The 25,307-nt window shown below is 65.2% G+C and carries 22 protein-coding genes; 9 read left to right on the top strand and 13 right to left on the bottom strand.

Going from position 1 to position 25,307, the window contains the following annotated elements:
- Positions 1–54 precede the first annotated feature (54 nt).
- The 6 genes from AC3WON_RS16235 to tssH form a co-directional block, all read right to left on the bottom strand.
- Positions 55–912 (bottom strand): DUF4123 domain-containing protein, encoded by an 858-nt coding sequence (locus AC3WON_RS16235; protein ID WP_492352258.1) that lies wholly within the window; start codon positions 910–912, stop codon positions 55–57.
- Between the two features lie 17 nt (positions 913–929).
- A complete protein-coding gene (locus AC3WON_RS16230) occupies positions 930–3,392 on the bottom strand; it encodes a type VI secretion system Vgr family protein (RefSeq protein WP_492352257.1) in 2,463 nt (820 codons plus the stop codon).
- A 130-nt stretch (positions 3,393–3,522) separates the two neighbouring features.
- Positions 3,523–4,008: an Hcp family type VI secretion system effector gene (locus AC3WON_RS16225; protein WP_492352256.1), complete on the bottom strand. Its 486-nt coding sequence runs from the start codon at positions 4,006–4,008 to the stop codon at positions 3,523–3,525.
- A 130-nt stretch (positions 4,009–4,138) separates the two neighbouring features.
- On the bottom strand, positions 4,139–5,632 hold the full coding sequence (gene tssC / locus AC3WON_RS16220; protein ID WP_492352255.1) for a type VI secretion system contractile sheath large subunit: 1,494 nt from the start codon (positions 5,630–5,632) through the stop codon (positions 4,139–4,141).
- A 49-nt stretch (positions 5,633–5,681) separates the two neighbouring features.
- Positions 5,682–6,215, bottom strand: coding sequence for a type VI secretion system contractile sheath small subunit (gene tssB / locus AC3WON_RS16215; RefSeq protein ID WP_492340235.1), 534 nt, complete (start codon positions 6,213–6,215; stop codon positions 5,682–5,684).
- Between the two features lie 39 nt (positions 6,216–6,254).
- Positions 6,255–8,969 (bottom strand): type VI secretion system ATPase TssH, encoded by a 2,715-nt coding sequence (gene tssH / locus AC3WON_RS16210; RefSeq protein ID WP_492352254.1) that lies wholly within the window; start codon positions 8,967–8,969, stop codon positions 6,255–6,257.
- 453 nt (positions 8,970–9,422) lie between these two features.
- On the opposite strand from tssH, the gene AC3WON_RS16205 reads away from it, so the two are divergent.
- From AC3WON_RS16205 to tssA, 6 genes are read left to right on the top strand one after another with little or no spacing between them, the layout of a single operon-like run.
- Positions 9,423–10,025 carry a TagK domain-containing protein gene (locus tag AC3WON_RS16205; RefSeq protein WP_492317576.1) on the top strand — a complete coding sequence of 201 codons (603 nt, stop codon included), beginning with the start codon at positions 9,423–9,425 and terminating at the stop codon, positions 10,023–10,025.
- Positions 10,015–10,851, top strand: a complete 837-nt coding sequence (locus AC3WON_RS16200; RefSeq protein WP_492317577.1) for a type VI secretion system accessory protein TagJ — start codon at positions 10,015–10,017, stop codon at positions 10,849–10,851. Before AC3WON_RS16205 ends, AC3WON_RS16200 begins: the two co-directional genes overlap by 11 nt.
- Positions 10,844–11,365: a type VI secretion system baseplate subunit TssE gene (gene tssE, locus AC3WON_RS16195; protein ID WP_011614627.1), complete on the top strand. Its 522-nt coding sequence runs from the start codon at positions 10,844–10,846 to the stop codon at positions 11,363–11,365. The genes AC3WON_RS16200 and tssE overlap by 8 nt, the downstream gene beginning before the upstream one ends.
- 4 nt (positions 11,366–11,369) lie before the next feature.
- Complete coding sequence (gene tssF / locus AC3WON_RS16190; protein ID WP_492352253.1) at positions 11,370–13,250, top strand: type VI secretion system baseplate subunit TssF; 1,881 nt, start codon at positions 11,370–11,372, stop codon at positions 13,248–13,250.
- A 2-nt stretch (positions 13,251–13,252) separates the two neighbouring features.
- The gene (tssG, locus tag AC3WON_RS16185) at positions 13,253–14,293 is read left to right on the top strand and encodes a type VI secretion system baseplate subunit TssG (protein ID WP_492352252.1); all 1,041 of its coding nucleotides are present in this window, start codon (positions 13,253–13,255) and stop codon (positions 14,291–14,293) included.
- Positions 14,294–14,295: 2 nt separating this feature from the next.
- Complete coding sequence (tssA, locus tag AC3WON_RS16180) at positions 14,296–15,342, top strand: type VI secretion system protein TssA (protein WP_492352251.1); 1,047 nt, start codon at positions 14,296–14,298, stop codon at positions 15,340–15,342.
- An 18-nt stretch (positions 15,343–15,360) separates the two neighbouring features.
- Here the strand turns inward: tssA and AC3WON_RS16175 are convergent, their stop codons facing one another.
- Genes AC3WON_RS16175 through AC3WON_RS16155 form a run of 5 tightly spaced genes read right to left on the bottom strand, consistent with a single transcriptional unit; the run spans position 15,361 to position 21,469 of the window.
- Complete coding sequence (locus AC3WON_RS16175; protein ID WP_010811246.1) at positions 15,361–15,585, bottom strand: formate dehydrogenase subunit delta; 225 nt, start codon at positions 15,583–15,585, stop codon at positions 15,361–15,363.
- Positions 15,582–16,448 carry a formate dehydrogenase accessory sulfurtransferase FdhD gene (fdhD, locus tag AC3WON_RS16170; RefSeq protein WP_492352250.1) on the bottom strand — a complete coding sequence of 289 codons (867 nt, stop codon included), beginning with the start codon at positions 16,446–16,448 and terminating at the stop codon, positions 15,582–15,584. The genes AC3WON_RS16175 and fdhD overlap by 4 nt, the downstream gene beginning before the upstream one ends.
- A gap of 16 nt (positions 16,449–16,464) precedes the next feature.
- Positions 16,465–19,344, bottom strand: coding sequence for a formate dehydrogenase subunit alpha (fdhF, locus tag AC3WON_RS16165; RefSeq protein WP_492352249.1), 2,880 nt, complete (start codon positions 19,342–19,344; stop codon positions 16,465–16,467).
- Between the two features lie 35 nt (positions 19,345–19,379).
- Positions 19,380–20,942, bottom strand: a complete 1,563-nt coding sequence (locus AC3WON_RS16160; protein WP_492352248.1) for a formate dehydrogenase beta subunit — start codon at positions 20,940–20,942, stop codon at positions 19,380–19,382.
- On the bottom strand, positions 20,939–21,469 hold the full coding sequence (locus AC3WON_RS16155) for a formate dehydrogenase subunit gamma (protein ID WP_492317585.1): 531 nt from the start codon (positions 21,467–21,469) through the stop codon (positions 20,939–20,941). The genes AC3WON_RS16160 and AC3WON_RS16155 overlap by 4 nt, the downstream gene beginning before the upstream one ends.
- A gap of 150 nt (positions 21,470–21,619) precedes the next feature.
- Between AC3WON_RS16155 and AC3WON_RS16150 the strand changes: the two genes are divergently transcribed.
- A complete protein-coding gene (locus tag AC3WON_RS16150; protein WP_492352247.1) occupies positions 21,620–22,714 on the top strand; it encodes a substrate-binding domain-containing protein in 1,095 nt (364 codons plus the stop codon).
- On the opposite strand, the gene fdxA is transcribed toward AC3WON_RS16150, so the two are convergent.
- Together fdxA and AC3WON_RS16140 are read right to left on the bottom strand one after the other, a co-directional pair.
- The gene (gene fdxA / locus AC3WON_RS16145; RefSeq protein ID WP_492352246.1) at positions 22,711–23,040 is read right to left on the bottom strand and encodes a ferredoxin FdxA; all 330 of its coding nucleotides are present in this window, start codon (positions 23,038–23,040) and stop codon (positions 22,711–22,713) included. The genes AC3WON_RS16150 and fdxA overlap by 4 nt on opposite strands.
- Positions 23,041–23,174: 134 nt before the next feature.
- Positions 23,175–23,642, bottom strand: coding sequence for a hemerythrin domain-containing protein (locus AC3WON_RS16140; protein WP_492352245.1), 468 nt, complete (start codon positions 23,640–23,642; stop codon positions 23,175–23,177).
- A 288-nt stretch (positions 23,643–23,930) separates the two neighbouring features.
- On the opposite strand from AC3WON_RS16140, the gene AC3WON_RS16135 reads away from it, so the two are divergent.
- Positions 23,931–24,626 carry a recombinase family protein gene (locus AC3WON_RS16135; RefSeq protein ID WP_492352244.1) on the top strand — a complete coding sequence of 232 codons (696 nt, stop codon included), beginning with the start codon at positions 23,931–23,933 and terminating at the stop codon, positions 24,624–24,626.
- Between the two features lie 32 nt (positions 24,627–24,658).
- Positions 24,659–25,270 carry a UdgX family uracil-DNA binding protein gene (locus AC3WON_RS16130; RefSeq protein WP_492352243.1) on the top strand — a complete coding sequence of 204 codons (612 nt, stop codon included), beginning with the start codon at positions 24,659–24,661 and terminating at the stop codon, positions 25,268–25,270.
- The last annotated feature ends 37 nt before the right edge of the window (positions 25,271–25,307 follow it).

Raw genomic sequence — 25,307 nt, 5'->3', positions numbered from 1 at the left:
CTAGCCAGTCCCCGGGCTTCGGACATCTCTGCCAGCCAACGCTGTACGCACATTTCACTCACCGTTGTGTCCGGCACCACGCTGGCGCTTATGCAGCAACTCCGTCCATACGTGATCCGGCAATGCGTCAACGCTTTCAATGAACGAACCGCCTTCGCGCCATCTCGCTTCCAGCGCCGTCCGCACCTCCGGGTGCTCGTCGAAATCGAACCCATACCGATAGCTGTACTCGCAATACCGCAGCCGACACATCGTCTCCGTGAGCCCCCAGGCTGCAACGCGCCGATATCGATGCAGCAAGTCTTCAAAGCGCTCCGCATATAGCCCTGCGCCGGCGACTACGCCGCCTTGAATCAGGCTGAACAGCACCTGATCCGGCTCGCAGTGAGCAATCAGGTAATCCTGTTGCCGCTGATCCAGGCTGATGGCCACCGGGGCGTCCTGCACTGCGGTGTACTCAGCGCCACCGTTTATGCCGTTCCACTTCCGCGAGTGCCCGCGGTACTTCCATTGATACATAGGCCGCGTCAACTTCTCGGCAAGCTCCGGACCAAAAACGTTCAGGAAGGCAGCGAGATTGCGCGGATCGAAGTAGCGCACCAGCGCAGACATCTTGTCGCCCAGGTCGGCAATCAGAAACTGCTGCAGATGCATCGCCATGGCGTCGATGCCGGCATCGCTCAGGATCAATGAGATGCACGGCATCTGCTGATCCAGTCGATCCAGCTCTGTCATCCACGCCGGCTGGCCCTCGCCGACGCGCGCCAGGAACAGCGACGCGCTCTCCGCCCGCTCTTCCGGCATTCCGGCATACACGTTCCGGCACTCCGGAGCCTGCGCCACCAGAGAGGCAACGTTAGCGGGAAACTGCGCGCCATCGGCGAGCACATACAGAGGCATCGATTCAGTCATGGCAGCCATCCCGGACATCAACGCAGAACCAGTGCGGCATTGCTCTTGGCAGCCTTGAGCAGGCATTCAATACAAAGCGACTTTGTCTCGAATTCCACCGGCATGCTGCGCGGACCCGATTTGGATTTGCTTGCGGCATGGATGGTGTGGCCGCCGGGCGTGTACTCATTGATATTGCCGTTAAGCACGATCGCACTGCCGCCACCGGAGAGCCGCAGTTCCTTTTCGGCGCTGATTTCGATCCGCTCGCCTGTCAAGGTGATCTTCAGCTTTGCGAGCAAGTTGACCGAGTTCCTGAGGGCGTGGATGTCGATGTCATCGGAAGCAGCTACCAGCCTGATCCCTGCTTCATGAACAAACACCCGCCACGCCTTGCGGACATTGGCGAACAGGCCGCCCCCGGCGGTCAGGGAGATATGTTGTCCGGCGGTCACGGCAGCGTGTCCGCCGCTGCGCGTATGGCTTGATCCCGGCGTGGCCTGGATGATTCCCGCTGGGCTGGCGAGAACCAGGTGCGGCGAGGTCAGCTCCTTGAGGCGGCCTTCTCCCAGCATCGCGTCCACTTGCTTGGCAAGGATCTTGGACACGGCCGCAGGCTCCCCATCATGGGCTTCGACTGTCCTGCCGGCGTCGATCAGTTGATCGGCCTCTCTGGCGCTCTCCCGCAGGCCGTCAACCACCGCTCCCATGCTAAGCGCATAGTCGTCGCCAGACTCGCGCGGATAAGTGCTGACCAGCATGCCGAGGCTGGCGCGCAAGGCACCCCAGGCGTCCGTACGAAGCTCAAATCCCTCGCCACGTTTGTCCGTGCGACCGGCATTGCCGGGGATATCGACGATATGGCCGAGCGCCAGCTCCGACGCCTGGTAGTCCGAGCCGATTTGTGCCTGCGGTTGCCCCGGCGTATCGTCCGCGATCATCTTGTTCGCGCGGCCACCACCCTTGCCACTCCCGTCTGCGAATTCGCGGCTCCGAAAGCCCGACAACGACTGCTGGTGGGGCAATAACCACGGCGGCAGATTGAGCTGGTTCGGCGCCCGCCCGACAATCACCGGACAGTCCGGATCGCCGTTGATGAACGCCACAATGACCTCCTGCCTGATCCGCGGAATGTGCATCGCGCCGAACTGGTCGCCCGACCAGCCATTGACCACCCGAATCCATGGCGACGAGTTCTCGTCGTACTTCCCGTAGCGGTCCCATTCGAATTGAATGATCACGTTGCCGTGGTCGTTGCACCAGATCTCCTGGTTCTTCGGGCCGGTCACCACCGCTCGCTGCACGCCAGCCACGCGTGGTTTGCCGACCGTGCGCGGGGGGCGAAAGACTTCATCAGTGGGGTGCGCTTCAAACGAAACGCGGCACGAAAACTGTTGCCCGCTGCCGGATTCGCCGCCGACATCCTCCAGGTCCAGCGTCGCACCGGTCACCAGAAACTCGCGGTTCATCGCCGGGTTGCTGTGATTGCTCACCAGGTAGGTGCAGCCCGCCGCCACCCCGCGCAGCGCACCCGCGCCACGTGCGCGCCGGCCGCGTGAGCGGCGTTCCTCCATGCGAATCCTCGCCCGCATCTCGCCCACCGCCGGATCGACATAGTCGCCCGGGTGCTCGTAGCGCTCGAAATCGGCGAAGCTGGTATCGCGCGGCTGGGTGTTGTCGGTGGTCAGATTCGCGCGCGGCTTGCGCGGATCGTAGTCGTTCAGCGTCACCTTGCCCGTGCGCAGCCGGTTGACCGGATCGAAGCGGACCAGATGTTCCTGGTCGATCTTGAAGCCACGCGGATAGATGGGCAGCGTGTGATAGGCCTCGCTGGGGAACTGGCGATATGCTCCCGATTCGGCGGCCAGGATCAGCCGATGGTGTCCGCCGTCATGCTCGAAGAAGTAGGTAATGCCATACTCCTCGGTCAGCCGCTGGATGAAATGCGCATCGGTCTCTCCATGCTGCACCTCCCAGGCGAGCTTCGGATAGACCGATGTATCGAGGCGCTTCTCCACCGAGAACGGGTAGTCCGCAAGCACCTCGTCAAGAATCTCAATCACCGTCTTCTTCTGGAAAGGCTTGAAGTCGGACGTCTGCGTCGCCAGCCACAGCCAGGGGCGCAGCGTGAACCGGTACAAGCGATTCTCCGCAACGCCGCCGACATGTTCGATATCGGAGATGACACCGGTGATCTCGCGATGCCCAGCCCCTACCCCACCCAGCAGGCCGGTGCCCATGCCATCGAGCTCGATGGTGACGGTCATCTCGCGGCCGATCATCGCATCGGGATCGGCCTCCGCAAGATACTGTTCCGCGGCAGGCGAGACCGCACGCAGGTCTACCTTGTAGGTGAAGAGTTCGCTCAATCCCTCATGACCTGAGAGCCTCACGAACTCCAGCTGGGGCTGCCCCAACAGGTCGGGAATCGCCGCGCTGGAGACGCTGACGGTGCGATTCCGCCCAACGGCCAGGTTTTTCAGATTGTTTAGCGCACTCATAAGGTCATCTCTTTAACGGCTGCTCAGAGTCGGGCCGTTGTCATCCGCATGGATTCCGCACTCGGTCAGTGCCAGACTCCTTGGCCTCGCCAGCTTCAACACTGGTAGCCGGCGAGGCCAGCCATGACAATCAGGCTTCCTTGTTGCCCTTGATGTCGTAACCCGCGGTCACGGCGCCACCGCTGCCGCCCTGGGCGTTCTGCACCACGTACTCCTGCTTCACCTTGGAAAACGACGGCGCCACCTTCTCGCGCATGCGTACTTCGTCATCCACCGAACCCTTGGGGCTCACCCTGGTGACGATCACGTCGGTCATGGTGAGCTTCAGGTATTCGAGCGGATTGCCGCCGGCCTTGCGCACCACCAGCACGGCTTCGTTGATGTGCTTGCCGGTCAGGCAGTACTTCATCAGGTTGGGCGATGCGCGATCGATGAAATGCTCGAAGGACAGGTCCGACACGGTCGCCTTGCCGGCGCCGCCGCCACTGCCCGCGTGCATGGTGGACTGCTGCTCGATGCTCCAGTCCCAGGCCAGTACTTCGACTTCGTTCTTGTGCGACGAATCCTGCGACTCGCCGTCGATGCCGTTGATCTTCAGGAAAATGTCCTGTGCCATTGCAAAACTCCTTGACGTAAAGACAGGTACTGCAGACAAGAGCCACAACCAGGGCCGCGTCCCCAAATTAGCTAAGGGGCGCAATACCTCGGCGTGGAACTACCGGTACGTTTCAACGCCTGAGCGACGCTCAGGCGGCGTCCTTGACCGACGGCAGGCGCGCCACCAGCCGCAGCGAGACGGTCAGGCCCTCGAGCTGGAAGTGCGGACGCAGGAAGAACTTGGCGCTGTAGTAGCCGGGGTTGCCTTCCAGTTCCTCGACGACCACCTCGGCTGCCGCCAGCGGTCGGCGCGCCTTGGTCTCCTGCGACGAGTTGGCCGGGTCGGCATCGACGTAGTTCATGATCCATTCGTTGAGCCAGCGCTGCATGTCCTCGCGCTCCTTGAAGGCGCCGATCTTGTCGCGCACGATGCACTTCAGGTAATGGGCAAAGCGCGAGCAGGCGAACAGGTACGGCAGGCGTGCCGAGAGGTTGGCGTTGGCGGTCGCATCAGCGTCGTAGTACTCGACTGGCTTCTGCATCGACTGGGCGCCGATGAAAGCTGCATAGTCGGTGTTCTTGCGGTGCACCAGCGAGATGAAGCCGTTCTTCGACAGTTCAGCTTCACGGCGATCCGAGATGGCGATCTCGGTCGGGCACTTCATGTCGATGCCGCCATCGTCGGTCGGGAAGGTGTGGCACGGCAGGTTCTCGACCACGCCGCCGCTTTCGACGCCTCGGATCAGGGTGCACCAGCCATAGAGCTTGAACGAGCGGTTGATGTTGACCGCCATGGCGTAGGCGGCATTGCTCCACACGTACTTGCGGTGATCCGCACCGTCGGTGTCTTCCTCGAAGTCAAACTCATCGACCGGATTGGTCTTGATGCCGTAGGGAAGGCGCGACAGGAAGCGCGGCATGGCGAGGCCGACATAGCGGGCATCTTCCGAGTTGCGCAGGCTGTTCCACGGCGCGTATTCCAGGTTCTGGAATATCTTGGACAGATCACGCGGATTGGCCAGTTCCTGCCACGAATCCATCTGCAGCACAGACGGCGAGGCGCCGGCAATGAACGGGGCGTGAGCCGCTGCCGAGATCTTGGCGAGCGAGCCAAGGAGTTCGACGTCTGGCGGCGTGTGGTCGAAGTAGTAGTCGGCCACCAGGCAGCCGTAGGGCTCGCCACCAAGCTGGCCGTACTCTTCCTCATAGATGCGCTTGAAGAACGGGCTTTGGTCCCAGCCGATGCCCTTGTAGCGGCGCAGGGTCCGGCGCAGCTCTTCCTTGGACACATCCATCACGCGGATGCGCAGCTTGTCGTCGGTTTCGGTGTTTGAGACCAGGTGGTGCAGGCCGCGCCAGGCGGACTCCAGCTTCTGGAAGTCCTCATGGTGCAGGATCAGGTTGATCTGCTCGGAGAGCTTCTTGTCGATGGCGCCGATGATGGCTTCGATGCTCTTGTAGGCATCATCGCTCATGGTGAACGAGCTGGCGAGCGCCTGCTCGGCCAGCGTCTTGACGGCGAGATCGACGGCCTCGCGGGCCTGGTCGGTCTTGGGCGAAAATTCGCGGCTGATCAGCGCGGCGAAGTCGGAATGGTCAGCGCTCGCGAGCGCTTGCTGTTGTGCTTGTTGGGCGGAGGCCATGGATTCCTTGCTTGATGAGGTGGTTCAGGTAGGCAAGTAGCCGATCCATTCAGGACTGCGGCGACTGAAGTTCGTCGTCGCCGGCCCTGGGCTTGGGCGCCTTGGCAAGCGACTGCAGCAGCGCGGGATCCTGCAGCAACTGGTTGATCAGCGATTCGGCGCCCGACTTGCCATCCATGTAGGTCTGCAGGTTGGCGAGCTGGGTGCGGGCTTCGAGCAATTGCCTGAGCGCATCGACCTTGCCGGCTACCGCCGCGGGCGAGAAATCCTCGATGCTCTCGAATGTCATGTCGACCATGAGTTGGCCATCGTCGGACAGCGTGTTGGGCACCGCAAACGCCACGCGCGGCTTCATGGCCTTCATGCGCTCGTCGAAGTTGTCGATATCGATCTCAAGAAACTTGCGATCGGCGACCGCCGGCAGCGGCTCGGCCGGCTTGCCCGACAGGTCGGCCAGCACGCCCATCACGAAGGGCAGCTCGATGCGCTTCTCCGAGCCATAAACTTCGACGTCGTACTCGATCTGCACGCGCGGCGCGCGGTTGCGCGCGATGAATTTCTGCGAACTGTTCACAACAGACATGGATTTCCCCTGCGGGTTACATGGACATGCCGGTCGGCGTCACGCCGAGCCGGCCTCGGGACACTCCGGCACAACGGCATCGTGGCCAGCGCGGTATTCGGTGTGGTAGGCGAGCCCGGCAGGCGCGCTGTCGGCGACGCGGATCGCGATCACCGCGAGCTCGCGCTTCTCGGACAGTGCCAACAGCCACAGGCGCGCCAGTTGCGGCTGGATGACCTGCTCAATGAAGCCGATCAGCTGCCGGGCGCCGGTCTCGCCGACCGGACAGCGCGCCACGATGAACTCGACCACCGGGTCGTCGTAAGTCAGCACAATGCCGTGCTGATGCTGCATGCGCGCCGCCACGCGATCGAGATGCAGGCGCACGATGCGGCCAAGGTTTTCGGCCGCCAGCGGCAGATATGGCACGACTACCAGCCGCCCGAGGAACGCCGCCGGGAACACCTTGCGCAGCTCGGGCATTAGCGCATCGCGCAGTGCGGCGGGCTCCGGCATCAGCGCCGGGTCTTCACAGAGATTTGCCAGCAGTTCGGAACCGGCATTGCTGGTGAGCAGCAGGATGGTGTTCCTGAAGTCGATATGGCGCCCCTCGCCATCCTCCATGTAGCCTTTGTCAAAGACCTGGTAGAAGACTTCGTGGATATCGGCATGGGCCTTCTCGACCTCGTCGAGCAACACCACGCTGTAGGGCCGGCGGCGCACCGCTTCGGTCAGTACGCCCCCTTCGCCGTAGCCGACATAACCCGGCGGCGCGCCCTTGAGCGTCGAGACGGTATGCGGCTCCTGGAATTCCGAGAGGTTGATGGTGATGAGGTTTTGCTCACCGCCGTACAGCGCGTCGGCCAACGCCAGCGCAGTCTCGGTCTTGCCAACGCCCGACGGGCCTGCCAGCAGGAAGACCCCGACCGGCTTATTGGGGTCAGTCAGTTGTGCGCGGGCGGTCGTGACGCGCTCCCCGAGCTGGATCAGCGCATGGCCTTGCCCGATCACGCGTTCGCCAAGTGTCTGCGGCAACTGCATCACGGTTGCCACCTCGTCCGCGACCATGCGCCCAACCGGGATACCGGTCCAGTCGGCGACGATTGCAGCGACCACGCGTTCATCCACTTCCGTGTATACAAGCGGCGCATCCGCTTGCGCGGCATGAAGATGGCCCTCGAGCTCATCCAGGGTTCGTCGCGCCGGGGCGGCTACAGTCGATTCATCCGACGCGGACTGCACCAGTGCGTATCGGCGGGCGACCAGGTCGGTCGCCAGACCGCGCACCCGGTCCCAGCGCGCCGAGGCCAAAGCCAGGTCGGCTTCGAACTGCTCGCGCCGAGCCCGTGCGAGCTCAATCCGCGCAGCGTCCGGCCGGCCAAAGCCGGCTTCCCGGGCCAATAGCGCGCACTCGGCGTCGGCCGCGGCGAGTTCGTGGCGCAGATGTTCGACTTCTGCCGGGGGCGCATGCAATGACAAGGCTACGCGTGCACAAGCGGTGTCGAGCAGGCTGATCGCCTTGTCGGGCAACTGCCGCGACGGGATAAAGCGATGCGATAGCCTGACGGCGGCGCGCACCGCCTCGTCGCGGATCAGTACCTGGTGATGCGCCTCGAACGTCCGGACCAGACCCCGCACCATGGCGACCGCACTGGCTTCGTCCGGTTCCATGACATGCAGCACCTGAAAGCGGCGGGTGAGCGCCGGATCCTTCTCGATGTGGCGCTTGTATTCGCTCCAGGTGGTGGCGCCGATCGTGCGCAGTGCCCCACGCGCCAGCGCCGGTTTGAGCAGGTTCGCGGCATCGCCGGTGCCGGCCTGGCCACCGGCGCCAACCAGCGTGTGGACTTCATCGACGAACAGGATCACGGGCGTCGGGGATCTGGCAGCTTCCTCAAGCACGCCCTTCAACCGCGCTTCGAACTCGCCCTTCATGCTGGCGCCCGCCAGCAGCGCACCCACGTCGAGGCTCAGCAGCCTGATGTCCTTCAGGCTGGGCGGCACCTCACCCGCGGCAATGGCCTGTGCCAGCCCCTCGATGACGGCGGTCTTGCCGACGCCCGCCTCTCCGGTCAGGAGCGGATTGTTCTGACGGCGGCGCAGCAGGATGTCCGTCATGGTGCGGATCTCATGCTCGCGGCCGATCACGGGATCCAGCCGGCCCGCGCGTGCCTCCTCGGTCAAGTCGCGGCAGTACCTGCCCAGGGCGGGCTTGCCGGCACTGGCAGGTGCCGTCGCGCCACTGGCTTCACCCGGTGTGGCCGGCGCCAGGCCACTGCCGTCATAAGCCTCTTCACGGCTCTCAGGCGATTGCGCGAGGAGCGCCGGTGCCATTTCCACCAGGTCATCGGGCCGCACCTTCGCGAACTGGCTTGAGATGCCCAGCACCGTACGGCGCAACTCCGGCGTCTTGAGCAGCGCAGCGAGCAGATAGGCGCCGCGCACGTGGTCATCGGAAAAAGCAAGCGTCGCATAGACCCAGGCCCGCTCGATCGCCGACTCAAGCTGGAACGAAAAGTCACTGATCGAGGTGGCGCCGGCAGGCAACGCGGCCAGCGCGCGGGTCAGGTCGGTTTCCAGCACGGACAGGTCGGCGCCGGCATGGCGCAGCATCCGCTGCAGGTCGCCATCCGGGGCTTGCAGCAGTTGGTGGAGCCAATGCACAAGCTCCACGTACGGGTTGCCGCGGAGCTTGCAAAAGGCCGTCGCGCTTTCGATCGCCTTGAATAGCGTGAGATTGAGTCGGCCAAATAACGCCTGACGCGAAATATCCATTCGATGCCTTTGCCGTTCGCCCTCCTTGGAAGAGAGGGCTGCCATTGCACAGAGATTTTGTTATTGGCTTTTTTAGGATATGACCAAAACAATACGCTAGCAAATTTCTCATCCGCGACAGAATCCCTGCGCGGCGGCATCTTAAATGCATCTAACCAGTTGATTTTGAAGCGCTTATTCACACCATCGCGCAGTTATCATGATTTCTTCGCGCCGACAATGACCCAACACCATGCCCGCATGGAATATTACAATTTTTGACAATCCATCCGAGACATACATCATTTTTATCCGATGTCCATAGGATCATACTTAAATTGCTAAAATCATTTTTTAATTCTGATTTTCCGGATATTTAATAGGAAAATTCCATTCGATTTAAAATTCGTTACGCCAGGATTTTCGATTATCATCAGACGCTCTCGAAAACCAATAACCTCAGGTGGCTGGGCTATGAGCGACTGGCAGAACCGCACTGCAGAAATCCACGCCGTCAACGCCGGACTCGGTGGCGACAGCAATGCGCCCTGGCCCTGGGATGCGCTTGGGGGGCCGCAGCCAGACGCTGCCGATCCGTTCTCGCTGGTGAAGCCAGCCGGTGGCGCGGGGACAACGGCGGCGGCTGCCCCTGACCCGGCCGACGTGCTCGATCAGCTCAAACGCGAGGCCGAGACGGCGCTACGGGATCCGAACTACGTCAGTGCTCATGCCAGCTCAAATGCAACGTCGACAGTTCAGATCCCGGCGGAGGTCGACCCGAAGCCGCTGCAAACGGTCGCGCGCGAAGCGAACCATGCCGATAGCTTGATGGACATGCTGGACACAGCTGGCCATATTGATTCGCTGATCGGCTCCCAAGAATCCCTGGAAGAGCACGAACTCTTTTCAACCCCGGCTGCGCCGGACGTGCTGTGGCTGTTCGCTGGCGACATTGCGCCCACGCGGCGCCGCAATGTCACGGCCCCGCTTACCCGTCGCGAACACCATCTGGTCTCGATGGACAGCGCCTACCGTCCCGCGCCGGCGCTGACGCCTGATCCTGACCATGACGCTTGAATCGCACACCCCTCGTCAGGCATCCGACACGGGGCTGTCATCAATCCTTCGCCGAAGCGGCTCGGTCAAGGGCGCGCTGGCCCAGACGGAGGCGCAGGTCCGCGAGGAACCTGGCTCTTTCGCTTTCCGTTGGCGGCTATTCCAGTGGCTCTGCGTGGTCGGTGACTGGTCCAGGGCCCTCAAGCAATTGCAGGTCGCCACGCAGCTTGCGCCCGGCTTCGCGCAAACCGCGCATGTGTACCGCGACCTGATCCGTGCGGAGGTGTTCCGTGGCGAGGTATTTGCCGGCCAGCGCACCCCCGGCTCGCTGCTGCCGGCCCCGGCGTGGGTGGCAAAGCTCCACACGGCTCTGGCAGGAAACAAGGCCGGCGATTGCTCAGCCGCGGACGCCAGCCGGCACCTGGCCCTGTCGCAGGTGCCAGCCTCAGCCGGCGCGCACGACGGCGTGCGCTTTGCCTGGATCACCGACACTGACACACGGCTGGGACCGACCTGCGAGATCGTAACCGCGGGGCGCTACGCCTGGCTGCCCTTTGCGCAGATGCGCAAGATCGAGTTGGGCAAGGCGTCCGGGTTGCTGGATCTGTTATGGCGCCCGGCCACGGTGACACTCGCCGACGGCGTGGTCAGCCGTGGCTTCCTGCCGGTGCGCTACCCAGGCTCCGAACAAGGCAGCGACGGGATTCGGCTGGCTCGCGAAACCAGCTGGAGTGAAGCGGGCGAGACAGGTGTCATCGGTTTCGGCCAGAAGACCTGGATGACGGACACGGGGGATGTCGCCATGCTGGATGTGACAACACTCACCCTGGACGCGGAGCATGGCTGAACACCGCCCGCCGCGCCGCCCGAATTCGCAACTGCTGCCGACATTGCTGGACCGGCTGCGCGACGACGCGCCCCAGCGCCAGACGGAAAGCGCGGACGAATACACCGTCACGCGTGCCCAGATGCGCGAGATCATCCAGCGCGACCTCACCTATCTGCTCAACACCACCAATCGCGAGGATGAAATCGATCGCAAGCGCTATCCCGCTGCTGCCGCATCGACCATCAACTACGGCGTGTCCCCGGTCGCCGGCAGTTATCTGGCCGAACACAAGTGGAGCGATATCGTCACCATCGTCAGGCGTGCGATCCTGGACTTCGAACCCCGGCTCATCCCCGGCTCGCTGGAAGTGAAGCCGCTTCTCAAAGAAGATGCGCCACAACGCTACAACACCCTGGTGTTCGAGATCAAAGGCCTGATCCATATGAACCCGTATCCGATGGCGTTTACTGCCCAAAGCTCGCTCGACCTGGAAACCAGCCGGATGAGTGTCCAATCGATCCACGCCAGCTGACACCATGGATCCGCAACTGCTCGATTACTACAATCGCGAGCTCGTCTATATGCGCGAGCTGGCCGGGGAATTCGCCAAACAGCACCCGAAGGTCGCGAAACGGCTGGGCATGCAGGGCATCGAGGTGGCCGACCCCTACGTCGAGCGCCTGATCGAGGCGTTCTGCTTCCTGTCAGCGCGTACCGAGATCAAGCTGGACGCTGAGTTCCCACGCTTCACGCAGCGGCTGCTGGAGGTGATCTACCCCAACTATGTGGCGCCGACGCCATCGATTGCGGTCGCGCAGTTCCGACCCAGCCAGAGCGAGGGCGATTTTGCGCGTGGCGTGGAGGTTCCGCGCGGCACGGAGGTCAACGCGGCGGCGGCGCCTGGAGAGAAGACGGCCTGCCAGTTCAGGACCACGCAGCCGTTGACACTGTGGCCGGTTGAGATCACCGAAGCGCGGCTCACTGGCATTCCGCCCGATGTCAGGGGGCCGGAGCGCTATGTGCCCGCCCATGTGACAGTCCAGGGTGCCCTGCGGTTGCGCCTGCGCTGTACGCGAGACGCGACCTTCGACCAACTGCCCGGCCTGGACCACCTGCCGGTCTATCTGCGCGGCGATGACCTGATCGCCTCACAACTGTTCGAACTGTTGCACAGCGCCGGTGTGGCGACGCTGATCGGACACCCCGGGGCCATGAGCGAGCGCCCCTGCGCAGTGGCGCAGGATGCTGTCAGTTACGTGGGAATGGGACCGGGCGAAGGCGCGCTGCCTTTGCAGTGGAACAGCTTCCACGGGCACAACCTGTTGCATGAGTACTTCGCTTGCCCGCAACGCTTCTATTTCTTCGGCCTCAACAAGCTCGCTCAGGGCCTGAGCCGGATCCGCGGCAAGGAAGCCGAGATCGTCGTGCTGCTGTCAAAGCCGCCCCGGGATCTGACCAGCAAGGTCGACCGCGAACAGTTCGCGCTGTTTTGCACACCGGTGGTCAATCTGTTTCCAAAGCGCACCGATCGCATCGAGGTCACGCCGGGCCGCGCCGAGTTTCACCTGGTCGCCGACCGGCAGCATCCGCTTGACTACGAAATCCACACCGTCAGGCAGCTCTCCGCACAACGGTCCGAGCACAGCGCAGGCATCGACTTCCAGCCGCTCTTTACCACCCTGAATAGTGATGAAGGCAACCACGGCCGCTACTTTTCCCTGCGGCGCGAGCGTCGGCTGATCTCTGAGCAGGCTCGCAAGTACGGCACACGCACGGCATACGTCGGCACCGAGCTGTTCGTGTCGCTGGTGGACCAGCACGAAGCTCCCTACCCGGACGCCTTGCGCTACCTGTCAGTGGAATCGCTGGTTACAAATCGCGATCTGCCCAATCTGGTACCGCGCAATGGCCGGCACGACCTGACCCCGGCAGCTTCCATCCCCGTGGACGGGATCGGCCTGATCCGCGCGCCGTCGGCACCACGGCCGCCCTATGCGGATGGTGAAATGGCCTGGCGCCTGATACGGCTGCTGGGCTTCAACTACTTGTCGCTGACCGACCTGGAGCATCGCTCAGGGGGCCAGGGCCTGCGTGACATGCTGCGGCTTTTCGTGGCGAACGACGACCTCGCGCACCAGGGGCAAATCCAGAGCCTGATCGGCGCGAACGTGAAACCAGTCATGCGCCGGCTGCCAGGCAACGGGCCCTTGATCTACGGCCGCGGCATCCAGTGCCAGCTCACGGTGGACGAAGGCGGCTTCTCCGGCATCAGCCCATACCTGTTCGGCGTGGTGCTGGAGCATTTCCTGGCGCGCCACGTCTCGGTCAATGTCTTCACGCAAACCGAACTGCACTCCATGCAACGCGGCCTGGTGCATCGTTGGCCCGTGCGCATGGGCGGCCGCAGCGCCGTGTAGCCATGTTCAAAGGCAACGACGACAATGTGCCGCCCTCGCCGGCGGCGACGGCCGCGCCCGGAAACTATGCCGGCCAGGCGCCGTGGAAGCTGAGCTTCCTGGGGCTCCTGCGGCATCTGTCCGCCCGGCACCCTGATTTGCCCCCGATCGGGCAGGCGAGCCGGCCACGCGACGAGCCTTTCCGGGCTGGCCAGCAGGCCGCGCTCACCTTCGCGCCGCGCGAGATCGCGCAGGTGCAGCCGCTGTCCGGCCGGCTCAAGGTGCAATTGTTTGGCTTGGGCATGCTGGGGCCGAACGGGGCGCTGCCGATTCACCTGACGGAAGTTGTACGCGAACGTAGCGAGGCACAGCGGGACAACACCACCGCCGACTTCCTGGATCTTTTCCACCATCGCGCCTTCACGCAGTTCTACCGCGCGTGGGCAAGCGCGCAAGCCACCGCGGGCCTCGATCGGCGCGACGGCGAGGTGTTCTCCCGCTATGTCGGCTGGCTGGCGGGCAATGAAGCCGACGAAATCGCGCACAGCACCCTGCCGCCGCACGCCCGGCTCGCTGCGAGCGCACACCAGGTGCGCGAAGCACGCAATCCCGACGGCATCGCGGCCACGCTTTCACACTTCTTTGGTGTGCCCGTCAGGCTTGAAGAGTATGTATTGCACTGGATCGCCGTCGATCCGGCCGAGCGCAGCCGCCTGGGACACCCGGGCGCCCCAGGGGTCATGGGGCAAGGCGCCATGCTTGGCGAAATGGTGCCGGACCGCCAACACAAGTTCCGTCTGGTGATCGGCCCGCTCGGGTTGCAGCAATACTTGAACTTCACGCCGAACGGCAGGGATCTTCCGACGCTCATCGAATGGGTGCGCGCCTTCGTCGGTTTCGAGTTCGTCTGGGAAGCCGAGCTGCAGGTGATCCCGGACTCGGCGCCGCCCGCCATCCTGGGCTCGCAGGAACGCCTGGGCTGGTCTACATGGCTGGGCGAACCGGATCACAGCCGCGCCATCACCGGCATGGTGTTCGAGCCCGAACACTATGCAACACACTGACCATGAATGCCAAAGCCAAGGCCGTACCGGTGCCAAGACCTGACTTTCCCTTCCCGGAACTGCTGGAACCTGTCGCACCCGACAGGCCATGCGGTGACGACCTGGAATACGACCCTGAGTTCGTCGTGCTGCTGGCCAAGGCGGCGCCGAAGCCCGACGCGCAGTACGGCAACTTCGTCAGCGAGCCCGAGGCCATCAACTGGGCGGATCTGGAGCGCGACTGCCGGCGCCTGCTGCTGCGCACGCGCGACATCCGCATCCTGGCGCTGTTGCTGCGCTGCCGTACCCGGCTAGGCCAGGCAAGCGGCCTGCGCGACGGACTCGCGGCCATGGCGCGGCTGCTGGCAAAATGGCCCGATGCCGTCCATCCGCAGTTATGCGTCGATGGCGAAACCGATCCCGCGATGCGCGCCAATGCGCTGGCCGCGCTGACCGACCCGGAGGGGCTGATGCGGGACGTGCGGGAGCTGACGATCACTGGCAACGCGGCGCTCCCGCTGCAGATCCGCGACGTCGAGCGTTCGCTCGGCGTGCCGCGGCCTGCGGACGCCCTGGCGCCGGAATCGGTGCGGCAGCAAATGCAGGATCTGCGCCAGCAGAAAAGTCCCGCCCTCACGGCACTCGACGAGGCCGCGGCCCAAGCAGCGGCCATTGACGCTTGGGCAAAAGCCAACCTCCGGCAGGACAGCCCCGACTTGAGCCCGCTGCTCAGGCTGCTTGGCTTGATGAAGAGCACTGTCGCAACCGCCCCGCCAGCGCAGGTCGCCGCACCAACGGCCGCGCCAGTCGCTGCTCCTTCATGCGGCGATGCTGCCGGCGGTCTTTCCCCTGCCGCAACCGCCGTGCACGCAGACGGCTGCAAACCGCGGGATCGCGATGCCGCCCTGGCCGCCATCCGCGCCGCGCGTCAATGGTTCGAGTTCCACGAACCCAGCAGCCCGGTGGCACTGCTGCTCAGGCAAGCCGAGCGGCTGACCGGCAAGCGCTTCGATGAAGTGTTCCAGGCGATCCCTGCGGATCTGGTGGAGCGCTGGGCGCAGGACACATAGCGGCAACCGGCCTGCAAGCTACTCCAGCATCGCCCGATGCCGCCCCAGCGCCTCGCGCACGATGTCCAGCAGCCCGCTCCCTGCCTCGGCATCCACATGCCCCAGCAAGGCCTTGCGCATGCGCGGCTCCCAAAACCGCTTGATATGCCCTGCAATATCAGAGACGGCCTCTTCCCGATCCGGCATGGCCTCGAAGAAGCTGCCGATCTGGTTGGCCATGGTGATGAGGTTGTCGATCTTCATGCCAGGCTCGCTTCGTGCTGCAGACGTTGGGGATGGGCATAGACCACGTGCGCGCCGGCGCGCACGAAGCCGGCCAGGGTGATGCTGGCTTGTTCGGCAAGCCGCACGGCCAGCGCCGTCGGTGCGGATACCGCGGCGAGCACGCCGGCGCCGATGGCGGCGGTCTTCAGCACCATTTCATAGCTGGCGCGGCTGGTCACCAGCACCGCGCCGCTGGAGATGTCCTCGCCGCTGCGGGCGAGCGCGCCCGCCAGCTTGTCCAGCGCGTTGTGGCGGCCCACGTCTTCGCGCACCAGTGATACATGGCCATCGGCACGCAGCCATGCGGCAGCGTGCGTCGCACCCGTGTGTTGCTGCAATTCCTGACGCAGTTGCAGTTGCACGAACGCGGCCTGGATCACGTCGGTGTGGAAGCTGGCATCGCTGCGCACCGGTGCCGGCAGGCGCATCACCTGTTCCAGCGATTCGGTGCCGCACAGCCCGCAGCCGGTGCGCCCGGCCAGCGAGCGGCGGCGGTCCTTGAGCCGCATGAAGGCTTCGGAGGCGATCTCCAGCTGCACGGCGATGCCGTGCTCGCGCGTGTCGATCTCGATGTCATAGACGTCGGCGGCACGGGTAACGATGCCTTCGCTCAGGCTGAACCCGAGCGCAAAGTCCTCCAGGTCGGCCGGCGTCGCCAGCATCACCGCGTGCGAGATGCCGTTGTACACCAGCGCGACCGGCACCTCCTCGGCCACTTCATCGGGGCTCAGCATCAGCTCGCCGCGGCGCCAGCGGCTGACGGCGAAGGTGCTGTGAGTGGGCGGCTCGGCGTCTCCGGCCGCGGCCGGATGCACCTCCGGTGACTGCATGCAGCGCATCATGGCGTGGCCCCTCCGCTCAGCGTACGGCCTGCGCCGGGTCGGCGCTGGCGGCTTCCAGCAGTTGCAGCTGCTGGGCGTTGAACTCCTGGTACTCCCGCTGCCACGCCGACGGCTGCGCCACCGGCAGCACCTGCACCGCGGTCACCTTGTACTCCGGGCAGTTGGTGGCCCAGTCTGAGTTGTCGGTGGTGATCACGTTGGCGCCGGATTCCGGAAAGTGGAAGGTAGTGTAGACCACGCCCGGCTGCATGCGCTCGCTGACGATCGCGCGCAGCACCGTGTCGCCGGCACGGCTCTGCACCCCGACCCAGTCGCCGTCCTTGATGCCGCGCTCCTCGGCATCGTGCGGATGGATCTCGAGCCGGTCCTCGGCATGCCAGTAGACGTTGTCGGTACGGCGCGTCTGCGCGCCGACGTTGTACTGCGACAGGATGCGGCCGGTGGTCAGGATCAGCGGGAAGGCGCGCGTGATCTTCTCGGTGGTGGGCACGTACTTGGTGATGATGAACTTGCCCTTGCCGCGCACGAAGGTGTCGATATGCATGGTCGGCGTGCCTTCCGGGGCCTCGGCGTTGCACGGCCACTGGATGCTGCCGAGCTGGTCCAGGCGCTTGTAGCTGACACCGGCGAAGGTCGGCGTCAGGCGCGCGATCTCGTCCATGATCTCCGACGGATGCTTGTAGTCCATCGGGTAGCCCAGCGCATTGGCCAGCAGGATGGTGGCTTCCCAGTCGGCATAGCGCGCCTTGGGCGGCATCACCTTGCGCACGCGCGAGATGCGGCGCTCGGCGTTGGTGAAGGTGCCGTCCTTTTCCAGGAAGGAAGAGCCCGGCAGGAACACGTGCGCGTACTTGGCGGTCTCGTTCAGGAAGATGTCCTGCACCACGATGCATTCCATCGACGACAGCGCCTCGGACACGTGCTGCGTGTTCGGGTCGGACTGGACGATGTCCTCGCCCTGGCAGTACAGGCCCTTGAAGCTGCCGGCCAGCGCGGCTTCAAACATATTGGGGATTCGCAGGCCCGGCTCGGGGCTGATCTCGACATTCCACGCGGCTTCGAACAGGCCGCGCGTGGTCGAGTCCGACACGTGGCGATAGCCCGGCAGCTCATGCGGGAACGAACCGATATCGCACGAGCCCTGCACGTTGTTCTGTCCGCGCAGGGGGTTCACGCCCACGCCTTCGCGGCCGATATTGCCGGTTGCCATGGCAAGGTTGGCAATGCCCATCACGGTGGTGGAGCCTTGCGCATGCTCGGTCACGCCCAGGCCGTAGTAGATCGCAGCGTTGCCGCCGGTGGCATACAGGCGTGCGGCACCGCGCAGCTGTTCCGCCGGAATCCCGGTCACGCTTTCCATCGCCTCCGGCGAGTTCTCCGGCAGCGAGACGAAATCGCGCCATTGCTGGAAGGCGCGGTCCTCGCAGCGCTCGGCGATGAAGGCTTCGTTGAGCAGGCCTTCGGTGACGATCACGTGCGCCAGCGAGGTCACCAGCGCCACGTTGGTGCCCGGGCGCAGTTGCAGGTGATAGTCGGCACGGATATGCGGGGAGTCGACCAGGTCGATGCGGCGCGGATCGACCACGATCAGCCTGGCGCCGGCGCGCAGGCGCTTCTTCATGCGCGACGCAAAGACCGGGTGGCCGTCGGTCGGGTTGGCACCGATCACCATGATCACGTCGGCCTTCTCCACCGACTTGAAGGTCTGCGTGCCGGCCGATTCGCCCAGGGTCTGCTTCAGGCCGTAGCCGGTCGGCGAATGGCACACGCGCGCGCAGGTGTCGACGTTGTTGTTGCCGAAGGCTGCGCGCACCAGCTTCTGCACCAGGTAGCCCTCTTCATTGGTGCAGCGCGACGACACGATGCCGCCGATGGAGTCCTTGCCGTGCTCGGCCTGGATACGCTTGAACTGCGACGCGGCATAGTCGATCGCCTCTTCCCACGACACCTCGCGCCACGGATCGGTGATCCTCGCGCGGATCATCGGCTTGAGGATGCGGTCCTTGTGCGTGGCGTAGCCCCAGGCAAAGCGGCCCTTGACGCAGGCGTGGCCTTCATTGGCCTTGCCGTCCTTGTACGGCACCATGCGCACCACTTCATTGCCCTTCATCTCGGCCTTGAACGAACAGCCCACGCCGCAATAGGCACAGGTGGTCACGGTGCTGTGCGAGGGCTGGCCGAACTTGATCACCGAGGTCTCGGTCAGCGTCGCGGTCGGGCACGCCTGCACGCAGGCGCCGCACGAGACGCAGTCCGATTCCATGAACGACTGGCTGGTGCCGGGCGAGACGCGGGAATCGAAGCCGCGGCCGCTGATGGTCAGGGCGAAGGTGCCCTGCGTTTCCTCGCAGGCGCGCACGCAGCGGTTGCAGACGATGCACTTGGACGGATCGTAGGTGAAGTAAGGATTGGATTCGTCCTTCTTCATCTGCGTGTGCGTCGCGATCGGCGCAGCTTCCGGGCCGCCGTCGTTGTAGCGCACTTCGCGCAGGCCGACCACGCCGGCCATGTCCTGCAGCTCGCAGTTGCCGTTGGTCGGGCAGGTCAGGCAATCGAGCGGGTGGTCGGAGATATACAGCTCCATCACGCCGCGGCGCAGGTCGGCCAGCTTGTCGCTCTGGGTCTTGACCTTCATGCCGGCTTCGACCGGCGTGGTGCACGATGCCGGATAGCCGCGGCGCCCTTCGATCTCGACCAGGCAGAGCCGGCACGAGCCGAAGGCTTCGAGGCTGTCGGTGGCGCACAGCTTGGGGACGGCGATCTGCGCTTCCATCGCGGCGCGCATCACCGAGGTGCCGGCGGGTACGGTGACGCTGACGCCATCGACCTCCAGGGTGACCAGTTCGGTGGATGGGCTGGCGGGCGTGCCGAAATCGATCTCGTTGCGGGCATTCATGGCGGTTTGTCTCCCGTGTCTCTGCTGGACCTGGCTCAGGCGGCCTTGGCTGGGTTGGAGGCGAGGCCGAAGTCCTCGGGGAATTCATTCAGCGCGGACAGCACCGGGTACGGGGTCATGCCGCCCATCGCGCACAGCGAGCCGTTGAGCATGGTGTCGCACAGGTCGCGCACCAGCGCTATGTGCTTGACCGGCTGCTCGCCGGCGATGATGCGGTCCATCACTTCGACGCCGCGGGTCGAGCCGATCCGGCACGGGGTGCACTTGCCGCACGATTCGATCGCGCAGAACTCCATCGCGTAGCGGGCCTGCTTTGCCATGTCGACGGTTTCATCGAACACCACGATGCCGCCGTGGCCGACCACGCCGCCGAACGCGGCATAGGCTTCATAGTCCAGCGGCACGTCGAAGCGCGACTCGGGCAGGTACGCGCCCAGCGGCCCGCCCACCTGCACCGCGCGGATGGCGCGGCCGCTGCGCGTGCCGCCGCCGTAGTCGACCAGCAGCTCGCGCAGCGTGACGCCGAACGCCTTCTCCACCAGTCCGCCCTGCTTGATGTTGCCGGCCAGCTGGAACGGCAGCGTGCCGCGCGAGCGGCCCATGCCGTAGTCGCGGTAGTACTGCGCGCCGCGCGCCAGGATCACCGGCACGGTGGCCAGCGAGATCACGTTGTTGATCACCGTGGGCTTGCCGAACAGCCCCTGCAGCGCCGGCAGCGGCGGCTTGGCGCGCACCACGCCGCGCCGTCCTTCCAGGCTTTCCAGCAGCGCGGTTTCCTCGCCGCAGACATAGGCGCCGGCGCCCTTGCGCACTTCCAGGTGAAAGCGCTTGCCGCTGCCGCGGATATCGTCGCCGAGCCAGCCGGCGGCGTTGGCGATGCCGATCGCGCTTTCCAGCACGGCAATCGCGTGCGGATATTCGGAACGGCAGTAGATGTAGCCCTGCTCCGCACCCACCGCCAGCGCGGCGATGGTCATGCCTTCGATCAGCATGAACGGGTCGTCTTCCATCACCATGCGGTCGGAGAACGTGCCCGAGTCGCCTTCATCAGCATTGCAGACGATGTACTTGACCGCGGACTGTGCGCCCAGCACGGTCTTCCACTTGATGCCGGTCGGGAACGCCGCGCCGCCGCGGCCGCGCAGGCCGGAGTCGGTGACCTCCTGCACGATCTCGGCGGGCTGCATCGCCAGCGCGCGCTCCAGGCCGGCAAAGCCCTCATGCGCGCGGTAGTCGTCCAGCGACAGCGGATCGGTGATGCCGACGCGGGCGAAGGTCAGGCGCTCCTGCTGCTTCAGGAAGGGGATTTCGTCGGTGACGCCCTGCGACAGCGCGTGCTCGCCGCCTTGCAGCAAGCCGGCGTCGAATAGTTCCGGCACGTCTGCGGCGCTGACCGGGCCATAGGCCACGCGGCCGGCTCCGGTCTGCACCTCGACCAGCGGCTCCAGCCAGAACATGCCGCGCGAGCCATTGCGCACAATGCGCACGTGCTGGTTGCGCGCCGCGGCCTCACGCGCGATGGCGCGGGCCACGTCGTCGGCGCCCAGCGCCAGCGCGGTGGAATCGCGCGGCACGAAGATGGTGGTGATCGTGATCATGCCTGTGCCTCCGCGGCTTCCGTGGTCTTTTCCGCGGACGACTCGCGCAGCGAGCGCACCAGCGCGTCGAAGCGTTTGGCATCGACATAGCCGTGCAGTTGCTCGCCGACCATCACCGCCGGGCCGCAGGCGCACTGGCCCAGGCAATAAACCGGCTCCAGCGTCACCTGCCCGTCCGCGGTGGTTTCATGGAAGCCACAGCCAAGTGCGCGCTGCGCATGCGCGACCAGCGCTTCGGCGCCGACCGACTGGCACGCTTCGGCGCGGCAGACCTGCACCACATGGCGCCCGGCCGGCTGCTGGCGGAAGTGGTGGTAGAAGGTGATCACGCCGTGCACCTCGGCGCGCGACAGGTTCAGCGCGCGGGCAATCACGGGCACGGCGGCGTCGGGGATATAACCCTGTGTGTCCTGGATCTCATGCAGGATCGGCAGCAAGGCGCCCGGCATGTCCTGGCGTGCCGCCACGATGGCGGCGATGCGCGTGGCGTCGGCGGATGCCGGTGCGTGGGGGGAAATTTCTGGCATAGCGTCTCCTGTGAGGCGTTGCGCAGATCGGCAGCGCGGCCTCTTATATGCTATTTTTTTCCTATTTACGGGCTGTGGCGTCGCCGTTTTTTCCCGTTTGAAGGACTATATGAGAGTGACAGCGGCCCTTCAATAAGCTATTTTCTACATATGATCCGCATCTCGATCCACCCGCACCTGCAGATCCGGGACGACGCCAGCCCCGGTGGCGACGCCCTCGACGTGTCCCGGCTAGTGGCCCTGCTCGGCCACATCGAGGAATCCGGCAGCATCAGCCACTCGGCACAGGCGGTATCGCTGTCCTACCGCTACGCCTGGGGCATCCTGCGCGATGCCGAGGCGCTGTTCGGCGGCCCGCTGATCGACAAGACCCGCGGGCGCGGCAGCGCGCTGACGCCGCTGGCGCAGCAGTTGGTGTGGGCCAGCAAGCGGATCGGCGCGCGGCTGTCGCCGACGCTCGACAGCCTGGCGTCCGAGCTGGAGATCGAGTTGAAGAAGCTGATGGACCAGCCCGAAGCCACGGCGCGGCTGCATGCCAGCCACGGCTTCGCGGTGGCGGCGCTGCGCGACTTCCTCGACGAGCAGCAGGTGCGGCACGACCTGAAGTACTGCGGCAGCGTCGAGGCCGTGGCGGCACTGGCCGAAGGCGCCTGCGATATCGCCGGCTTCCATGTGCCGGTGGGCGAGTTCGAGCACGGCATGTGGCGGCATTTCACCACCTGGCTCAAACCGGACACCCACTGCCTGGTGCACCTGGCGGTGCGCAGCCAGGGACTGTTCGTGCGGCCGGACAACCCGCTTGGCATCCACACGCTGGAAGACCTGACCCGGCGCGAGGTGCGCTTCGTCAACCGCCAGGTGGGCTCGGGCACGCGCCTGCTGCTGGACCTGATGCTGGCCGCGCGCGGCATCGACACGGCCCGCATCGAGGGCTACAGCAACGGTGAATTCACCCACGCCGCGGTGGCCGCGTATATCGGCAGCGGCATGGCCGACGTGGGCTTTGGCGTGGAAACCGCGGCGCGGCGCTTCGGGCTGGCGTTCGTGCCGGTGATCAAGGAGCGCTACTTCTTTGCGATCGAGCGCGCCAAGCTGCGCAGCGCGGCACTGGCCGGCGCGGTGGACGCGCTTACCAGCGAAGCCTTCCGCCAGCGCGTCAATGCACTGCCCGGCTACGACGGCACGCTCACCGGCACCGTGCTGACGCTGGAAGAAGCGTTCCCGGATTTCGCTGAGGCGCGCTAGCGCTCCAGCAACGAGAGGCGGTCAGGATGGCCGGCCCATTGCTCATGGCCGGGGATCGGCCCCTTGGCCTTGAGCAACGGCAGCCAGTCAGCGCGCCGCGACAGTTCGGCATTGAGGGCAATGAAATGGCGCTGGTCCTCGGGCAGGTCATGCTCCGAGTAGATCGCGTCGACCGGGCACAGCGGCACGCACATCGAGCAATCGATGCACTGGTCGGGGTCGATGGCGAGGAAGTTGGGCCCTTCGTGGAAGCACGACATCGGGCAGACTTCGACGCAATCGGTATGGCGGCACTGGATGCAGGCATCCGTCACGACAAAGGTCATGGGGCAGTTGCGGTACGGCGGGTGACGACCGCATGATGGTAACGCCCCGCCCGCGGGCGCGGGACGCGCCGCATTGTGCGACTCCTTCAAATCCGCTGAAGAGCCGCGCCCGGCCTGGCCCGGGCGCAGGCGCGTCAAGCGGTCTCGCGCATCAGTTCTTCCTTGCGCGCCGCCATGGCCTGTGCCACGTCGCGCAGGTTGACCTTTTCCTTGATCGCGTTCTTGAACAGCTCGCCCTCCTCTTCCTCGATATGGTGGGCGACGTATTCTGACAGCACCGTGTAGTTGGCCTCGAGCTTGTCGCCGGCCGGATCCTCCTCGATCGCAGCGATCAGGTCCTTCGCCACCTGGTGCTCGACCTCGGCCTCGTCCAGCAGGTCGTCGATCTCGTCGCTGATGCCGCGCAGCGCCGGATAGAAGATCTCCTCCTCGATGGTGGCGTGCACCGTGAGCTGGTTGCACACGTCCAGCGCGATCGCCTGCTTCTCGTCGCGATCTTCAGTGTCCTTGAACGCCTTGAACTGCTTCTTGACAGCGCGATGGTCGTCCATCAATGCGCCGAGGGCCTCGGCCTGGTCTGCGGGAATCTTCGACTTGTCCACGGTTTTCTCCTGGTGGGATTTGCCGGCACTCCGGCTTTGCGCTGGGGAGAACGCAGATTCCGTGCCCGCCCCAGCGCAGGCAGCGCACCTGCCTGTCGTTGCAATTCCTGCGCGAAGCCTTGTAATTGTGCCCGCAGCGCCGCGTCGGTCGGACCAGGCTTGCCGCGGCTTCATTTGCCTGCATACCGTGCCTTGGGAGCCCCCTCACCTTTGCCCTGTGCGTGGCAAGCGCGGCATGAAATTTGCGGCGTGGCGCAGTAAGCCGAAACAGGAGTATCCCTGTCCGAAATGCAACCGATACCGGACGGCGCGTCCGCGCCGTTCATCACCGCCATGCCGACCTCATTCCTCTACTCCAATTGGGCCGATGGCCAGCCGGCCATGATGGACGAATTACAAGCCGCGCGCGAGGCCGGCTATGGCGTAGATGCGCGCCATGCCTTCTGGGAAGAAGAGCCCGCGTCAGTGCCCGCGCTGCAGCGCCCGCGCCTGCGCGCGCTGCAGCACCAGGTGCAGCCGGCCGACTCGGTCGTGTCGCTGCGGCTGTGCAGCCTGGGCTGGAGCGTGCCCGAGGTGCTGGCCACCATCCGGCGCTTCCGCCTGCTGGGGGTGGCGTTGTATTGCGTGCAGCTGTCCCGTGACGACCTGGCCAGCGCCACGCCGCCGGAGGCGGTCGAGGTGCTGCGTGCGGTCGCCGCGCTGGAAGGCGCCGCCCGCAGCGTGCGCGTGCGCGAGAGCCTGGCCGCGGCCAAGGCCATGGGACGTCAGGTGGGCCGTCCGCCCAAGCACACGCCTGAACAGCGCCATGCGATCCTGAACGCGCTGGCCGCTGGCAATTCGGTGAGCGAGACCGCGCGGCGCTTCAGCACTTCACGCCAGACCGTGCTGCGCATCCGCGCCGCCGAGCCAGGCGCACAGCCCCATGCGGCATCCGCGGCCATGGCCGACGCTGAAGAATCGGCGACCGAAGCTGCCACCGGATGAGAGCGACAGCAAGCACAGCGCGCCGTGCCGCCATGCCCGAGCACAGGAAGCTGCCCGTCAGCCGCGATGAGCTGAACCAATGCCGGCGTTGCCCGTTGTGGCGCAATGCCACCCAGGGCGTGCCCGGCGCCGGCGCCACCCATGCGCGCATCATGCTGGTCGGCGAGCAGCCGGGGGCGCAGGAAGACCTGCAGGGCTCCCCGTTCGTCGGCCCGGCCGGGCACCTGCTGGACGAAGCACTGGCCAGCGCGGGGCTGGACCGCGACAAGCTCTTCATGACCAATGCGGTCAAGCACTTCAAGTTCGAATGGCACGGCAAGCGCCGGCTGCACAAGTCACCGGCGCAGCAGGAGATCGAGGCCTGCAATCTGTGGCTGGAGCGCGAACTGGAGAAAGTCGGGCCCAGGGTCGTGGTCGCGCTTGGCGCCACCGCGGCTCGTGCGGTGCTGGGCCGCAAGAGCGTGTCGCTGGCTGGAATGATGGAGACGCCAGTCGAGCACGAGGGGCGGCTTGTCATCGCCACCTACCACCCGTCGTTCGCTTTGCGCCAGCGCACCGACGAGGCGCGAGCCGCCACCTTCGACCGCATCGTGCGCAGCCTGCGCGCCGCCGCGCGGCGGGCGCGCGGCAACGCGGAAAGCTGAAGCAGCAGGCCACTCCCTGAAGGGAGAAGATTCCATC

Source organism: Cupriavidus sp. FW305-46, from assembly GCF_058787075.1.
Note: the sequence above shows the minus strand (reverse complement) of the source record. Positions and strands in the feature narration are given on the sequence as shown.

What these genes read in the sequence shown, in the direction of transcription:
- AC3WON_RS16235 (WP_492352258.1), bottom strand. Translation starts at nt 912, where the DNA reads ATGACTGAATCGATGCCTCTGTATGTGCTCGCCGATGGCGCGCAGTTT.
- AC3WON_RS16230 (WP_492352257.1), bottom strand. Translation starts at nt 3,392, where the DNA reads ATGAGTGCGCTAAACAATCTGAAAAACCTGGCCGTTGGGCGGAATCGC.
- AC3WON_RS16225 (WP_492352256.1), bottom strand. Translation starts at nt 4,008, where the DNA reads ATGGCACAGGACATTTTCCTGAAGATCAACGGCATCGACGGCGAGTCG.
- tssC (WP_492352255.1), bottom strand. Translation starts at nt 5,632, where the DNA reads ATGGCCTCCGCCCAACAAGCACAACAGCAAGCGCTCGCGAGCGCTGAC.
- tssB (WP_492340235.1), bottom strand. Translation starts at nt 6,215, where the DNA reads ATGTCTGTTGTGAACAGTTCGCAGAAATTCATCGCGCGCAACCGCGCG.
- tssH (WP_492352254.1), bottom strand. Translation starts at nt 8,969, where the DNA reads ATGGATATTTCGCGTCAGGCGTTATTTGGCCGACTCAATCTCACGCTA.
- AC3WON_RS16205 (WP_492317576.1), top strand. Translation starts at nt 9,423, where the DNA reads ATGAGCGACTGGCAGAACCGCACTGCAGAAATCCACGCCGTCAACGCC.
- AC3WON_RS16200 (WP_492317577.1), top strand. Translation starts at nt 10,015, where the DNA reads ATGACGCTTGAATCGCACACCCCTCGTCAGGCATCCGACACGGGGCTG.
- tssE (WP_011614627.1), top strand. Translation starts at nt 10,844, where the DNA reads ATGGCTGAACACCGCCCGCCGCGCCGCCCGAATTCGCAACTGCTGCCG.
- tssF (WP_492352253.1), top strand. Translation starts at nt 11,370, where the DNA reads ATGGATCCGCAACTGCTCGATTACTACAATCGCGAGCTCGTCTATATG.
- tssG (WP_492352252.1), top strand. Translation starts at nt 13,253, where the DNA reads ATGTTCAAAGGCAACGACGACAATGTGCCGCCCTCGCCGGCGGCGACG.
- tssA (WP_492352251.1), top strand. Translation starts at nt 14,296, where the DNA reads ATGAATGCCAAAGCCAAGGCCGTACCGGTGCCAAGACCTGACTTTCCC.
- AC3WON_RS16175 (WP_010811246.1), bottom strand. Translation starts at nt 15,585, where the DNA reads ATGAAGATCGACAACCTCATCACCATGGCCAACCAGATCGGCAGCTTC.
- fdhD (WP_492352250.1), bottom strand. Translation starts at nt 16,448, where the DNA reads ATGATGCGCTGCATGCAGTCACCGGAGGTGCATCCGGCCGCGGCCGGA.
- fdhF (WP_492352249.1), bottom strand. Translation starts at nt 19,344, where the DNA reads ATGAATGCCCGCAACGAGATCGATTTCGGCACGCCCGCCAGCCCATCC.
- AC3WON_RS16160 (WP_492352248.1), bottom strand. Translation starts at nt 20,942, where the DNA reads ATGATCACGATCACCACCATCTTCGTGCCGCGCGATTCCACCGCGCTG.
- AC3WON_RS16155 (WP_492317585.1), bottom strand. Translation starts at nt 21,469, where the DNA reads ATGCCAGAAATTTCCCCCCACGCACCGGCATCCGCCGACGCCACGCGC.
- AC3WON_RS16150 (WP_492352247.1), top strand. Translation starts at nt 21,620, where the DNA reads ATGATCCGCATCTCGATCCACCCGCACCTGCAGATCCGGGACGACGCC.
- fdxA (WP_492352246.1), bottom strand. Translation starts at nt 23,040, where the DNA reads ATGACCTTTGTCGTGACGGATGCCTGCATCCAGTGCCGCCATACCGAT.
- AC3WON_RS16135 (WP_492352244.1), top strand. Translation starts at nt 23,931, where the DNA reads ATGCAACCGATACCGGACGGCGCGTCCGCGCCGTTCATCACCGCCATG.
- AC3WON_RS16130 (WP_492352243.1), top strand. Translation starts at nt 24,659, where the DNA reads ATGCCCGAGCACAGGAAGCTGCCCGTCAGCCGCGATGAGCTGAACCAA.